At 68.1% G+C, this 14,183-nt stretch carries 10 protein-coding genes; 6 read left to right on the top strand and 4 right to left on the bottom strand.

The window, feature by feature from the left end:
* Position 1 precedes the first annotated feature (1 nt).
* The 3 genes from ipdA to ipdC are packed head-to-tail and all read left to right on the top strand — an operon-like array spanning position 2 to position 2,708.
* Complete coding sequence (ipdA, locus tag CJ177_RS25965; protein ID WP_095868960.1) at positions 2-892, top strand: cholesterol ring-cleaving hydrolase subunit IpdA; 891 nt, start codon at positions 2-4, stop codon at positions 890-892.
* Complete coding sequence (ipdB, locus tag CJ177_RS25960) at positions 889-1,650, top strand: cholesterol ring-cleaving hydrolase subunit IpdB (protein WP_095868959.1); 762 nt, start codon at positions 889-891, stop codon at positions 1,648-1,650. The genes ipdA and ipdB overlap by 4 nt, the downstream gene beginning before the upstream one ends.
* Positions 1,647-2,708, top strand: coding sequence for a (3aS,4S,5R,7aS)-5-hydroxy-7a-methyl-1-oxo-octahydro-1H-indene-4-carboxyl-CoA dehydrogenase (gene ipdC, locus CJ177_RS25955; RefSeq protein ID WP_095868958.1), 1,062 nt, complete (start codon positions 1,647-1,649; stop codon positions 2,706-2,708). The genes ipdB and ipdC overlap by 4 nt, the downstream gene beginning before the upstream one ends.
* Positions 2,709-2,846: 138 nt before the next feature.
* On the opposite strand, the gene CJ177_RS25950 is transcribed toward ipdC, so the two are convergent.
* Together CJ177_RS25950 and CJ177_RS25945 are read right to left on the bottom strand one after the other, a co-directional pair.
* Positions 2,847-3,128, bottom strand: a complete 282-nt coding sequence (locus tag CJ177_RS25950; RefSeq protein ID WP_005258716.1) for a DUF2277 domain-containing protein — start codon at positions 3,126-3,128, stop codon at positions 2,847-2,849.
* Positions 3,129-3,244: 116 nt separating this feature from the next.
* Entirely contained in the window at positions 3,245-4,471 is a 1,227-nt protein-coding gene (locus CJ177_RS25945) for a glycosyltransferase family 87 protein (protein ID WP_095868957.1), read from the bottom strand.
* A gap of 137 nt (positions 4,472-4,608) precedes the next feature.
* Here CJ177_RS25945 and CJ177_RS25940 point away from each other — a divergent pair, with 137 nt between their 5' ends.
* A complete protein-coding gene (locus tag CJ177_RS25940) occupies positions 4,609-5,202 on the top strand; it encodes a PadR family transcriptional regulator (RefSeq protein ID WP_095868956.1) in 594 nt (197 codons plus the stop codon).
* A gap of 25 nt (positions 5,203-5,227) precedes the next feature.
* Here CJ177_RS25940 and hutC read toward each other — a convergent pair whose 3' ends face one another.
* Both hutC and CJ177_RS25930 read right to left on the bottom strand, forming a co-directional pair.
* Complete coding sequence (gene hutC / locus CJ177_RS25935; protein ID WP_005258713.1) at positions 5,228-5,992, bottom strand: histidine utilization repressor; 765 nt, start codon at positions 5,990-5,992, stop codon at positions 5,228-5,230.
* A 105-nt stretch (positions 5,993-6,097) separates the two neighbouring features.
* Entirely contained in the window at positions 6,098-10,777 is a 4,680-nt protein-coding gene (locus CJ177_RS25930) for an NAD-glutamate dehydrogenase (RefSeq protein WP_095868955.1), read from the bottom strand.
* Positions 10,778-11,007: 230 nt separating this feature from the next.
* Here CJ177_RS25930 and CJ177_RS25925 point away from each other — a divergent pair, with 230 nt between their 5' ends.
* Both CJ177_RS25925 and hutU read left to right on the top strand, forming a co-directional pair.
* Positions 11,008-12,444: a cytosine permease gene (locus CJ177_RS25925; protein WP_095868954.1), complete on the top strand. Its 1,437-nt coding sequence runs from the start codon at positions 11,008-11,010 to the stop codon at positions 12,442-12,444.
* 59 nt (positions 12,445-12,503) lie between these two features.
* Positions 12,504-14,180 (top strand): urocanate hydratase, encoded by a 1,677-nt coding sequence (gene hutU, locus CJ177_RS25920; RefSeq protein WP_061042292.1) that lies wholly within the window; start codon positions 12,504-12,506, stop codon positions 14,178-14,180.
* Positions 14,181-14,183: the final 3 nt, after the last annotated feature.

The following is a 14,183-nucleotide window of genomic DNA, read 5'->3' as shown; positions in this document are numbered from 1 at the left end:
GATGGCGAGCAAGCGCGACAAGAGGATCTCGCTCGACGACGCGGTCGGACAACTGCGCAGCGGAATGACCATCGGCATCGGCGGCTGGGGTTCGCGCCGCAAGCCGATGGCGCTGGTCCGGGCGCTGCTGCGCTCGGACGTCACCGACCTCACCGTCGTCACCTACGGCGGCCCCGACCTGGGGTTGCTGTGCTCGGCGGGCAAGGTCACGAAGGCGTACTACGGTTTCGTGTCCCTCGATTCGGCCCCGTTCTACGACCCGTGGTTCGCGAAGGCGCGCACCACGGGTGAGATCGAGGTCCGCGAAATGGACGAGGGCATGGTCAAGTGCGGCCTCGAGGCCGCCGCCGCCCGGCTGCCGTTCCTGCCGATCCGCGCCGGGCTCGGCTCCGACGTCCGGGCTTTCTGGGGCGACGAACTGCGCACCGTCACCTCCCCGTACCCGGACGCGTCCGGCAAGTCGGAGACGCTGATCGCGATGCCGGCCCTGAATCTCGATGCGGCACTGGTCCATCTGAACCTCGGCGACAAGCACGGCAACGCCGCCTACACCGGAGTCGACCCCTACTTCGACGACCTGTACTGCGCGGCCGCCGAGAAGAGGTTCGTCTCCGTCGAGCGGGTGGTGGAAACCGAGGAACTGGTGAAAACCGTTCCACTGCAAAACCTCATCCTCAACCGCATGATGGTCGACGGCGTGGTCGAGGCCCCGAACGGCGCCCACTTCACCCTCGCCGGAGACAGCTACGGACGCGACGAGAAGTTCCAGCGCCACTACGCGGAAGCGGCGAAGACCCCCGAGGCGTGGCAGCAGTTCGTCGACACCTACCTGTCCGGCAGCGAGGACGACTACCAGGCCGCCGTGAAGAAATTTGCAGAGGAGCAGGCATGAGCGAGACGATCACCGACGTCACCCGCGCGGAGTACTGCGCGATCGCGTGCGCCGACATCTTCTCCGGGGCAGGCGAGATCATGGCCAGCCCGATGGCGACCCTGCCGCTGATCGGCGCCCGGCTCGCGCGACTGACCACCGAACCCGACCTGCTGATCACCGACGGCGAGGCCCTGATCTTCGCCGACACCCCCGCCGTCGGCGCGAAGGCCCCGATCGAGGGCTGGATGCCGTTCCGGAAGGTGTTCGACGTCGTCGCCTCCGGCCGGCGGCACGTGGTGATGGGCGCCAACCAGATCGACCGGCACGGCAACCAGAACCTCTCGGCGTTCGGTCCGCTGCAGCAGCCCACGCGGCAGATGTTCGGCGTCCGCGGCGCTCCCGGCAACACGATCAACCACCCCACCAGCTACTGGGTGGGCAAGCACACCTCGCGGGTGTTCTGCGACAAGGTCGACATCGTCTCGGGCGTCGGCTACGACCAGATCGACCCGGAAAACCCCGCATACCGCTTCCACCACCTGCACCGGGTGGTGAGCAACCTCGGGGTGTTCGACTTCGGCGGACCCGACCACACGTTCCGCGCGCTGTCGCTGCACCCCGGCGTCACCGCCGACCAGGTCGCCGAGAACACCTCGTTCGAGGTGGCAGGGCTCGCCGACGCCGGCCTGACCCGCGAACCCACCGACGAAGAACTGCGGCTGATCCGCGAGGTCCTCGACCCCCGCAGCCTGCGGGACCGGGAGGTGTCGGAATGAGCACCCTCCGCACCGCGCTGACCGAGTTGGTCGGCGTGCAGCACCCGGTGGTCCAGACCGGGATGGGCTGGGTCGCCGGACCGCGACTCGTCGCCGGCACCGCCAACGCCGGCGGTCTCGGCATCCTCGCGTCGGCGACGATGACGTACGAGGAACTCGAGGCGGCCGTCGCCAAGACCAAGACGCTCACCGACAAACCGTTCGGGGTCAACATCCGCGCCGACGCCACCGACGCCCCGCAACGCATCGACCTGCTCATCCGGGAGAACGTGCGCGTCGCCTCGTTCGCGCTGGCACCGAAGCAGGAACTGATCGCGAAGCTGAAAGCCGCCGCAGTGGTGGTCATCCCGTCGATCGGCGCCGCCAAACACGCAAAGAAGGTCGCGTCGTGGGGCGCCGACGCCGTCATCGTCCAGGGCGGCGAGGGCGGCGGGCACACCGGCCCCGTGGCCACCACACTGCTGCTGCCATCGGTCCTCGACGCCGTCGACATCCCCGTCGTCGCCGCCGGCGGCTTCTACGACGGACGCGGACTCGCCGCCGCCCTCGCCTACGGCGCCGCCGGCATCGCGATGGGCACCCGCTTCCTGCTCACCCAGGAATCCACCGTCCCCGACTCCGTCAAACAGGAATACCTCGCCCGGGGACTGCAGGACACCACCGTCTCCCGCAAGGTCGACGGCATGCCCCACCGGGTCCTCGACACCGACCTCGTCAACAGCCTCGAACACTCCGGCAACGTGCGCGGCCTGGTCGCGGCCGCCCGCAACGCGTCCAAGTTCAAGGCCATGACCGGCATGAAATGGTCGACGCTCGTCAAGGACGGCCTCGCCATGAAGAAGTCCAGCGACCGCACCTGGCAGCAGATCATCATGGCCGCCAACACCCCGATGCTGCTCAAAGCCGGGCTCGTCGACGGCAACACCCACGCCGGCGTCCTCGCCTCCGGACAGGTCGTCGGACTACTCGACGACCTGCCCACCTGCAAGGACCTCATCGACGGCATCGTCGCCGACGCGATCAAACGCATCGACGCACTCGGCGCCCTGCGCGCCTGAACCAACGGGACGCTCGTTCGATCTGACGCAACGAGCGTCCCGTTCGTCCGGCTAGGGGGTGGCGGCGGCCTTCGCGGCGCTCAGCTGGATGACGCGGCCTTCGCCGCGCTCAGCTGGATGACGCGGCCTTCGCCGCGCTCAGCTGGATGACGCGGCCTTCGCCGCGATGCGCGCCCGGACCTCCGGCCGGCGCAGCGGGGGCACCGTCTGGGGCGGCTGCTTCCGCGGCGGCAGTGCCGCGAGCAGCTTCGTGGTGGCCTCGGTGACGACGGCTACCGCCTCCTCGAAGGGCTCACGGTTGGCGTCCGACAGCTTCTGGATTCCGCTGACCTTCCGGACGTACTGACGCGCCGCCGCCTCGATCTCCTCCGCGGTGGCCGCCGGTTCGAGTCCGCGCAGCTCGGTGATGTTTCGGCACATGACTCGACGATAGCGCCGCTCGGCCGTCTCCGCGGCACCTCGGCGCTGGGCGAATGTACCTTTCGGCGCACCTGAGGCGCCGGAAGGTACATTCGCCCGCCGGGGGTAGCGACGCCTCAGCTGCGGGCGGGCTCCAGCGCCTCTTCGTCCGCGGGCACGGCGTCCGTCTCGACGTCCGGGAGTGGGGTGCGGGAGCGTGCGGCCACGACTGCCGCGCCGAGCAGGACCAGCGCGATGAGGCACTGCGAGCTTCCGATCACCTCACGCACGGCCGCCTCCACCCAGCCCGACGACGAGGACTGCAGGACGAAGTTCGGGCCGATCAGGAAGATCAGGGTCGCGGCGCCGATCAGGGGTCGCCAGCTGCGGTACTGCGGTGCGATCAGGATCGGAATCAGCAGGATGCTGTACGCCCAGTGGTGGGTGACGGCGAACGGCGCGGCGAGCAGGGATGCCAGGGCCACGACCGACAGCGCGATCAGGTGCTCACCGGACCGGGTGAAGCGATGCGCCGACCACGCCGCGGCGGACACGATGACGGCTGCGCTGAGGACCCAGAGAACGCTGGCCGGCCGGCCCTCCGCCCCGAGCCGCGCGATGACGCCGGTGACGGCCTGGTTGCGGAAGAAGTCGGGCGCACCCGCGCGGCCGGTGGCGAAGAATTCGGTGGTCCAGAACCACACCGACGACTGCGGCAGCAGCCAGAAGCCGAGTCCGACGGTGACCAGGATCGTGGCGAGCGATCGTCCGATCGAACGGAAGTCGCGGCGGACGAGCAGGACCAGCAGAAAGGCTGCCGGGGTGATCTTGACGGCCGCGGCGAGACCGATCGCGACTCCGCGGAACCTCTTCGGGATCACACCGGTGCAGTCGGCGACCACGAGCGCCATCAGGATGATGTTGATCTGACCGAAGTCGAAGTTCGAGCGCATCGGCTCGAGGAGAAGTACCGGGCCCATCGACAGCAGAGCGAGAAGTTCGGGGCGTGCGACGTCGAGCTTCGACAGCGCCACCTTGACCATCCACCACACGAGTCCGAGGTTGAGGGCGCACCACAGCGCCTGCAGGACCGCGGGGTCGATCTCCGCCATCGGCGCGAAGAGGATCGCCGCGAAGGGTGCGTAGATGAACCTGAACCCGGAGCTGCTCGGGAAGTCCGCGGAGTAGAGCGGCAGGCCGCTGACGAAGGCGTAGCCGGCGTCGCGGAACACGGAGAGGTCCATCAGGTAGCCCGTCGCCGCATCGAACTCTCGGTAGGCCACCGCCCCCAAGGAGAGGACGCCCACGAGGAGCGCGACGGCGTGGAGACGATAAGCCCTGAACTTCGATTCACTCTGTAACAAGAATTTGTTCTTTCATGATCGGCGTCGTGGTCAACGATCCACCGTAGCGGGCCGTGACCCAATCGTGACAAAGGCGAGGTCGCAGTGTCCGAACCGCGCACTTCGTCATAGTTTATTTAGACTGATATATTTCAACCATGCCTGCGCGCACTCTCGACAATCCTCTCGTCCTGCCGGTGCTCGGCCTGCTCCTCGAATCGCCGATGCACCCGTATCAGTTGGAGGTCACGCTGCGCGAGCGCAGCGAGGAGGGCCAGTGGCCGCTCAATCGCGGCTCGCTGAACAATGTGGTCGCGGCCCTCGACTCGGCGGGCTGGATCGAGGAACACGAACGTGCGCAACGGGAAGGTCGGCCCGCCCGCACCGTCTACGCCCTCACCGAGGCCGGGCACGCGGAACTCGTGAGCCGACTCGACCTCCAGATCCGCAGTGCCGCACGAGAGTTCTCCCCGTTCTTCGCGGCGATCAGTTACCTCGGCGCGCTGGGACGCGAACGCGCCGTGGACGCGCTGCGCGAACGCGCCGAACGACTCACCGCGAGAATCGAATCCGACCAGGCACGGCTCACCCGAGCGCTCGACGGCGGAGTGCCTGCGCTGTTCGTCGTCGAAGCGGACTACGCACTCCACGCGGCGCGGGGCGAACTCGCCTGGATCGCGTCGACGATCTCCGACATCCACGCGGGCCATCTCACCTGGCCCGCCCCGCAGACGAAGGACGTGCAGCCGTGAGCCTGGTGTTCGGCATCTACCCCGGTCAGCCGGTCCCGAACGTCCCTTCGAGCCGGTTCCGCGAACCGGGATGGACGAGACGCGCAGCACTGACGAGGCCCCGCGAGGACCACGTGCGGCGCCGGATCATCAGACACGGTTCGGCGCGCTCGATGTGGAGGAGCCGGCATTCCTCGGGCGACGCGAGGATCGCTTCGACCACGTGCTCGCCCCTCGTCAGGGGAGCCTCCACGCTCAGATAGTGATTGGGCGTCTGCTGGGTGAAGTCCTGATCGAGATACCCGGGAGCCTCGGCGGGATTGACGAACCGGTCTTCGAGCTGGATCGGCGTGTCGTCCTCGTAGTGGATCATCAGAGAGTGGAACACCTTGCCGCGGATCGAATCCCGGATGAAGGCGTTCGCCGGATCGGCGTCTTCCTCACGCACGTACACCACTTCGGTTCGATGGCGGTGTCCGCGTTGCTGAATCTCGTCCGCGATGTTCTTGACCTCGAACAGAGACGACGCCGTCTTCGTGGCCGCCACGAACGTCCCCACACCCATCAGGCGCACCACGAGCCCCTCGGCGCTGAGTTCGCGCAGCGCGCGGTTGATGGTCATGCGGGAGAGGCCCAGAGCGCCCACCAGCTGATTCTCCGAGGGCAACTGATCGCCCTCCTGCCAGCGGCCGGCATTGATCTGCGACACGATCAACTGCTTGACGCGTTCGTACGCCGGGGCCGACTCCGTCCCCGGTCCGTTGTACAACGCAGCAAGCTCCGCGTCGACTACTGCGATCTCCACCACCACTGACACCCATCCCTCTGCAACACCGATGAACTTCCCGTGCAGTCGGCCGTTGCAGTCTATCGGCCGACTGCACGGGTAAGCCCTCATCGCGCGGTGCGCCCGGTGTCACCTCACCATGCTGCGCAGTTGCCTGGTCGCGACGGAAAGGGCCGCCAGGTCGTGCTCCCCCGATTCCGTGACGGCGTCGAGCGTGTGCCGGGCGCGCGCCAGCCGGGCCGCGTTGCGGTCCTCCCACTCCCCGATCTTCTGTTCCGCCGTGTCCACCACTTCACTGCCCGAGATCACGTCGAGGCACAGTGCCCGGACCGTGTCGTACAACTCGTCGCGCAACGACAACCGGGCCAGCGCGTTCCACCGAGTTCCCCGTCCCAGCTGCGAGACCCCCACCAGGAGGTGCACCAACCCGAGGCACTCCCCGAGCCGGTAGTACACCTCGGCCACTTCGCGGGGATCGCGTTGGGTGATGTCGGCGATCTCGACGATGTCCAGCAGCGCGAACCGGTCCAGGAGCAGTTGCACCCGCCCGGCCAGGTCCGCGGGGACACCACGGGCCACCAGCGCGGCCGTGCGACTCCGGAGGTTCTCCGCGTCCTCACCGCAGAGCCAGCCCGCGACGTGCGGTGTCAGGTCCGCGACGCGGTCACGGAATCGGGTGATCTCCGCCCCGACCGCGAGCGACTGGGGCCTGCGGGTGAGCATCCATCGCGACGCCCGGTCGAGCAGCCGCCGGGTGAACAGCGTGAGGTCGTCCGAGAGCGCGGCGTCGAGATCGGCGTCCCGGATGTCGCGCCGGAGCGACGGCAGGTCGAACACGGCCGACACCACGGCGAACGCCCGCACGGCGTCGGCGCTGCTCGCTCCGGCCTCCTCGCCCAGCCGGAAGGCGTAGGTGATGCCGCCGTTGTCGACGACGTCGTTGGTGAGGACCGTCGCGACGATCTCCCGGCGCAGCGGATGGTCGCCGATGGCGTCGCCGAAGGACTCCCGGAGCCTGCGCGGGAAGTACCCGGCGAGTGCGTCCGCGAAAGCCGGGCTGTCGGGCAGGTCGCCGGCCAGCAGGTCCGACTTCAGCGCCAGCTTCACGTGCGCCATGAGGGTCGCTAGTTCGGGCGAGGTGAGTCCCGTCTCCGCGCGCTCCCGGGCGGCGATCTCCTTCCTGGACGGCAGCACCTCGATGGCGCGGTCCAGACCGTAGCGGCCTTCCAGATGGCCGATGAGCCGTCCGTGCACCGTGAGGGACGCGGTTGCGTCGGCCCGGCACGTGCCCAGCACGTCGTTCTGGGCGACGTTGTCGGAGAGCACGAGACGCGACACCTCCCCGGACATCTCGGCGAGCAGACCCGCACGGTCGTCGGCGGCGAGACGGCCGCCGCTGACCAGGGCGTCGAGCAGAACCTTGATGTTGACCTCGTGGTCGGAGCAGTCCACGCCCGCCGAGTTGTCGAGAGCGTCCGTGTTGATTCGCCCTCCGGAGCGGGAGAAGTCGATACGTCCCAGCTGGGTGAAGCCGAGGTTGCCGCCCTCACCGACCACCCGGGCCCGGACGTCGGCACCGTCGACGCGGACGCCGTCGTTACCCTTGTCCCCCACGTCCAGGTGGGTTTCGGTGCCCGACTTCACGTATGTTCCGATGCCGCCGTTCCACAGCAGATCCACCGGTGCCTGCAGGATCGCGCGGACGAGGTCCGGTGGGGACAGTTCGGTGGTCCCGGGGCTCAGTCCGAGTGCGCGCCGCGCCTCCTCGCTGATCGGAACACTCTTCCTCGACCGTTCCCACACACCGCCGCCTGCGCTGATCAGACCGGGCGCATAGTCCGCCCACGACGACCTCGGCAGCGCGAAGAGTCGTTCCCGCTCCGCGAACGATGTGGCCGCGTCGGGGTTCGGGTCGAGGAACACGTGCCGGTGGTCGAATGCGGCGACGAGCCGGATGTGCGGACTCGCGAGCATTCCGTTGCCGAACACGTCGCCGCTCATGTCGCCGATCCCGACGGCCGTGAACTCCTGCGACTGGGTGTCGACACCCATTTCGCGAAAGTGCCGCTTCACGCTCTCCCACGCACCCCGGGCGGTGATGCCGAGCGCCTTGTGGTCGTAGCCGACGGATCCGCCCGATGCGAATGCGTCACCCAGCCAGAACCCGTACTGTGCTGCAACGTCGTTGGCGATGTCGGAGAACGTCGCGGTGCCCTTGTCCGCGGCGACGACGAGGTACGTGTCGTCGCCGTCGTGCCGCACCACCCGCGGCGCGGGGATCACGGCACCCGTCGCGAGGTCCACGTTGTCGGTGACGTCCAGCAGTCCGCTGATGAAGCTGCGGTAGCAGCGAACCCCCTCCGCGCGCTGGGCGTCGCGATCCCGCAGCGGGTCGCCGGTGGGAGCAGGCGGGCGCGCGACGACGAACCCGCCCTTCGCGCCGACGGGCACGATCACCGAGTTCTTGACCGCCTGCGCCTTCACCAGGCCGAGCACCTCGGTGCGGAAGTCCTCCTTGCGGTCTGACCACCGCAGGCCTCCCCGTGCCACGGCACCGAACCGCATGTGCACGCCCTCGACCCACGGCGAGTAGACGTAGATCTCGAAGCGGGGCCGCGGCTGCGGCAGTTCCGGGATCCGCTGCGGATCGAACTTGAACGACAGGACCTGACGTTCCCGGCCCGAGGGGGCGTAGCGGTTGGTGCGCAGCGTCGCCAGGACCACGTTCAGGTAGGCGCGCAGGATGCGGTCGGCGTCCAGGCCGAGGACGTCGCCGATCGCCGCTTCCAGCGACGCGATCAGGTCACCGCACTCCGCTGTGCCGTCCGGATCGAACCTCGCGGCGAACAGCCGGATCAGTGCCTGGGAGATCTCCGGATGATCACCGAGAACCGTCGCGATGTGGTTCTGGCTGTAGGGGAATCCACCCTGCCGGAGGTACCGCGCGTAGGCCCGCAGCACCTCCACCTCACGCCAGTCCAGGCCCGCGCGGAGTACGAGTTCGTTGAAGGTGTCCGTCTCGGCGCGAGATGCCCAGGCCGCGGCGAACGTCTCCGTGAAGCGGCGCGGCAGCGCGTCGTCCACCGGCCCCGGTGACGCGTAGCGGATCCCGAACTCGTACATCCAGCACACCGTTCCGCGACTGTTCGCGACCGTGTACGGACGCTCGTCGAGGACCGCGACCCCCATGCTCTGCAGGATCGGGAGAACATCGCTGAGGGAGGCGGATGCACCGCCGACGAAGAAGGTGAAGCGCCAGTCCGCCGCGTTCGCGTCGAGCCGGGTGTCGATCGCGCCGTCCGTCAGCCTCTCGAACACCGCCAGATCCGCATGCGCGCGCCGGGCGTCGAAGTCGTGCTTGTACACCTCCGGAAAGTGCTCCGAATAGTGTGCGAGGAGTTCGCGTTCGGCGGTGGCGAGTTCGTCGTGGAACCGGTCGTCCCAGGTCCGGCAGGCCCGGGAGATCCGACGCTGAATTTCCAGTCGCCGGGTGTCCGTCACCTCGGTGTCCGCCGGAACCCGCATCGTGAAGTGCACCATCGCCAGCGGGTACTCGGACACGTTCGTGGTGTATTCGACTGCCGTGCCGTCCAGTTCGTCCAGCAGGACGCGCTGGGTCGCCAGACGCGTCCGCGTGTTGTATCGATCGCGGGGAATGAACACCAGCGCCGACATGCTGTCGCCCGGGACATCCGTGCGCAGGAAGAGGTGAATGTGCTCGCGCGCGGTGATGCCGGCGACCTCGGTGAGGGCCGAATGCAGCGAGTCCGGGCTCGCCGCGAACAACTCGGTCAGCGGCAGCGCCTGCACGACCTGCAGCACGGCCTGCCCGGAGAAGGAGTCGATGTCGAAACCGGCACGGTCGAGCAGGGCCCGCACCCGGCGTCCCGCACCCGGGATGTCCAGGACGTTCTCGTGCCTGCCCGCGGGGGTGAACGCGCCGACGAACCGGTGCTCCACTCCTCCGGCCCGAACCCCGACCACCGACGGGTACGACGACCGGTGCACGGACACCGGAAGCGCCGCCTGCCCGATCGCCAGGACGGGACCGGGTTCCGTGGTCGGCGCCCGATCGCCCTCCCGGTCGTGGAGCACGCCGAGACTCTCCTCGGGTGCGCCGTCGGCGCCGTACCGCGCGTACCCGAGGACGGTGAAGTTGCCCGCCTCGCACCACCGCAGGAAGTCGGCGGCCTCGCGGAGTTCTTCGGACAGCGAGTCCTGCCCGGTCTGCGAGTCGAGTTGTTCGGAGACCTGGATCTGCAGTTCGCGCATGCGCGCCAGATCCCGGTCCACCCGGCGCACGTCGGCGAGGACGGTGTGCAATGCCTCGACCAGTGCCGCGACGACGGCGTCCGGCGTGTCCGAGCGCAGACCCACGTGAATCCACGACTCCGCCGTCCCCGAGTCGGTGACAGGCAGGAGGTCGGTGAGGGTGCCCGACTCCGCGCGGCGGGCGACGAGGACCGGATGCAGCGCCTCCTCGATCGGGGCGCCGACCCTGGCCGCGGTCAGCAGTACCGATTCGACGAGCAGGGCCATGTCGTCGGTGACGATCTGCACCGCGGGCCCGATCCCGCCGGGGTCTGCGGCGTCGATTCCGCGCACCACCGCGGTCCCGGGGTTCCGGATCCACCCGGTCCGGAGATGCGTGTTCGCGATGCGATCACGCGCCTGTGGATCTGCGCCGTCGGCGGTGGGATGACCGGCGGTGCGGAGGTACAGGTCTCGGAAACGCTGGGGCGCTTCCGGAGCGGAAAACTGCTGTTCATCGCGGTCGAGCGAATGTGAGGACGTCGAAATTACTCTCATGTCAGTACCTTCCGTCGGAAGCATCGACACTTCCGACTGGTGCAGTGGCGGGCCGGCACGCCTCTCGGCTGGGTCCTTGGAGAACGCTTGACAGGGGGTTGTCTATACAGGACTATACATCTAAGGCGATAAAAAACGTGAGTCAGAGCACACTGGATTCAGGACATGGGACAGAGCACCCGGGACCGACCCAGCAGCGCCGGACTCGTCACAGAGAGACAAACAGGCCTATGACACACGAGGGACCTCCCGAGATCAGCCTCGCGCCGGAGCGTCGCACCATCGACGTCGTCCCGGACGACGAGCGCCACGGATCTCCGCGCAGCCAGTTCACGCTCTGGTTCGGCGCCAACATGCAGATCACCGCGATCGTCGACGGCGCCCTCGCGGTCGTCTTCGGCGCCGACGCGCTGTGGGCCATCGTGGGCCTGCTGATCGGCAATCTCTTCGGCGGCGCCGTGATGGCGCTGCACTCCGCTCAGGGACCGCGCCTCGGACTGCCGCAGATGATTTCGAGCCGAGCGCAGTTCGGCGTTCTGGGTGCCGTGCTCCCGTTGGTTCTCGTCGTCCTGATGTACCTCGGTTTCGCCGCCACCGGCAGCGTCCTCGCAGGTCAGGCCGTGAACGAGATCCTCCACATCGACAGCCCCACCGTCGGAATCCTGATCTTCGGCGCGATGACCGCATTCGTCGCGGTGACGGGGTACAAGCTGATCCACGTCGTCGGCAAGATCGCGACCGTTGTCGGCATCCTCGGCTTCACCTACCTCGCGATCCGGTTGTTCGCCGAGTACGACGTGGCCTCGTTCGTCGGGATCAAGGGCTTCGACATCGTCACGTTCCTCCTCGCGATCTCGCTCGGCGCCGGCTGGCAGCTCACGTTCGGACCGTACGTCGCGGACTACTCCCGCTACCTGCCGCGCTCGACGAGCGAGCGGACGACCTTCTGGTCGACGTTCGCGGGCAGCGTGATCGGCTCGCAGTGGTCGATGACGTTCGGTGCACTCGTCGCCGCCGTCGCCGGCGACGCGTTCCTCAGCGACCAGGTCGGGTGGATCGGCGGCCTCGCCGGACCGGCGGTGATCGCCCTGATGATCTACCTGGTGATCCTGGTCGGGAAGCTCACGATCAACTGCCTCAACGCCTACGGCGGATTCATGTCGATCCTCACCACGGTGACGGCGTTCAACGGGCAGTCCCGCATCTCGTCGCGGGCCCGCACCCTGTACATCATCGGGTTCGTCGCCGTGTCGATGCTGATCGCGATCGGTGCCAGCGCCGACTTCCTCAACAACTTCAAGAACTTCGTCCTCGTGCTGCTGATGGTCTTCACTCCCTGGAGCGCCATCAACCTGATCGACTACTACCTCATCTCCAAGGAGCGCGTGGACATCCCGGCGCTGTACGACCCGGCGGGCCGCTACGGCCGCTGGAACAAGACGGCGATGACCTGTTACACCGTCGGCGTTCTCGCGCAGATCCCGTTCCTCGCCCAGAAGCTCTACACGGGACCGGTCACGGACATGCTGGGCGGCGCGGACATCTCGTGGATCGTCGGCATCGTCTTCACCGGCGCCATCTACTACCCGCTCGCGCGGCGCAACAGCAACCCACCCGCGGCCATGATCTACCCCGCACACACCGCCATGGCGGATTCGCGACTGTGAATCACGCAGACCCCCAGACTCTTCCACCTTTCTCGTTCGACCATCAAGGAGTACACGACATGACCACCACGACGCCTCCGGTTTCCGGACCCCGCCACGTGTCGGCGCCCCGCGGCACCGAACTGACGACACTCGGCTGGCAGCAAGAAGGCGCCCTGCGCATGCTGATGAACAACCTCGACCCCGAGGTCGCCGAGCATCCCGACTCCCTCGTCGTCTACGGCGGCACCGGCAAGGCCGCGCGCAGCTGGGAGGCGTTCGACGCGATGGTCCGGACGTTGAAGACCCTGAAGTCGGACGAGACGATGCTGGTGCAGTCCGGCAAGCCGGTCGGCGTGTTCCGCACCAGCGAGTGGGCGCCCCGCGTCCTCCTCGCGAACTCGAACCTGGTGGGCGACTGGGCCAACTGGGAGGAGTTCCGCAAGCTCGACGCCCTCGGACTGATCATGTACGGGCAGATGACGGCCGGGTCGTGGATCTACATCGGCACGCAGGGCATCCTGCAGGGCACGTACGAGACGTTCGGCGCCGTGGGCCGGAAGCGCTTCGGCGGTTCGCTCGCAGGCACCATCACGCTGACGGCGGGACTCGGCGGCATGGGCGGCGCCCAGCCCCTGGCCGTGACGATGAACGACGGCGTCGCGATCTGCGTCGACTGCGACGTCACCCGCATCGACCGCCGGATCGCGCACAAGTACCTCGACACCAAGGCCACCGACATCCACGACGCCCTGCGTCTCGCGATCGAGGCCCGCGACGCGAAGCGCCCGCTGTCGATCGGCCTCGAAGGCAACGCCGCGGAGATCTTCCCCGAACTGCTCGCCATGAACGCCCCCATCGACATCGTCACCGACCAGACGTCGGCACACGACCCGCTGTCGTACCTGCCGCTCGGGGTCGATTTCGCCGACATGAAGGCGATGGCCGACAAGGACCCGGTGAAGTTCACCGAGGACTCCCGCGCGTCGATGGCACGGCATGTCGCCGCGATGGTCGGCTTCCTCGACAAGGGCGCCGAGGTGTTCGACTACGGCAACTCCATCCGCGACGAGGCCCGCAAGGCCGGCTACTACCGCGCGTTCGACTTCCCCGGATTCGTGCCCGCCTACATCCGCCCGCTGTTCGAGGAGGGCCTCGGCCCGTTCCGCTGGGCCGCGCTGTCGGGTGATCCGAAGGACATCGCCGCCACCGACAAGGCGATCCTCGAACTGTTCCCCGAGAACGAGCACCTCAAGCGCTGGATCACGATGGCGGGCGAGAAGGTGGCGTTCGAGGGTCTGCCGGCCCGGATCTGCTGGCTCGGCTACGGCGAACGGCACAAGGCCGGCCTGAAGTTCAACGAGATGGTGGCGTCCGGTGAGCTGTCCGCGCCCGTCGCCATCGGCCGCGACCACCTCGACTCCGGATCCGTCGCGTCCCCGTACCGCGAGACCGAGTCGATGCTCGACGGCTCCGACGCGATCGCCGACTGGCCGCTGCTCAACGCACTCGTCAACACGGCGTCGGGCGCGTCGTGGGTGTCCATCCACCAGGGCGGCGGCGTCGGCATGGGACGGTCCATCCACGCCGGTCAGGTGTGCATCGCGGACGGCACCGACCTGGCCGCAGAGAAGCTGGAGCGGGTCCTGACCAATGATCCCGGCATGGGCGTCATCCGGCACGTCGACGCCGGATACGACCACGCGATCGACGTCGCCAAGGAGCGCGGCGTGCGCGTGCCGATGTCCGAGGGATGACCG

Source organism: Rhodococcus sp. ACPA1 (assembly GCF_002300195.1).
Lineage (GTDB): Bacteria > Actinomycetota > Actinomycetes > Mycobacteriales > Mycobacteriaceae > Rhodococcus_F > Rhodococcus_F opacus.
This window is presented reverse-complemented; position numbering and strand designations above follow the sequence as displayed.

Excerpts from the sequence above, each read along its gene's own strand:
- ipdA (WP_095868960.1), top strand. The coding sequence starts at position 2 with ATGGCGAGCAAGCGCGACAAGAGGATCTCGCTCGACGACGCGGTCGGA.
- ipdB (WP_095868959.1), top strand. The coding sequence starts at position 889 with ATGAGCGAGACGATCACCGACGTCACCCGCGCGGAGTACTGCGCGATC.
- ipdC (WP_095868958.1), top strand. The coding sequence starts at position 1,647 with ATGAGCACCCTCCGCACCGCGCTGACCGAGTTGGTCGGCGTGCAGCAC.
- CJ177_RS25950 (WP_005258716.1), bottom strand. The coding sequence starts at position 3,128 with ATGTGCCGAAACATCACCGAGCTGCGCGGACTCGAACCGGCGGCCACC.
- CJ177_RS25940 (WP_095868956.1), top strand. The coding sequence starts at position 4,609 with ATGCCTGCGCGCACTCTCGACAATCCTCTCGTCCTGCCGGTGCTCGGC.
- CJ177_RS25930 (WP_095868955.1), bottom strand. The coding sequence starts at position 10,777 with ATGAGAGTAATTTCGACGTCCTCACATTCGCTCGACCGCGATGAACAG.
- CJ177_RS25925 (WP_095868954.1), top strand. The coding sequence starts at position 11,008 with ATGACACACGAGGGACCTCCCGAGATCAGCCTCGCGCCGGAGCGTCGC.
- hutU (WP_061042292.1), top strand. The coding sequence starts at position 12,504 with ATGACCACCACGACGCCTCCGGTTTCCGGACCCCGCCACGTGTCGGCG.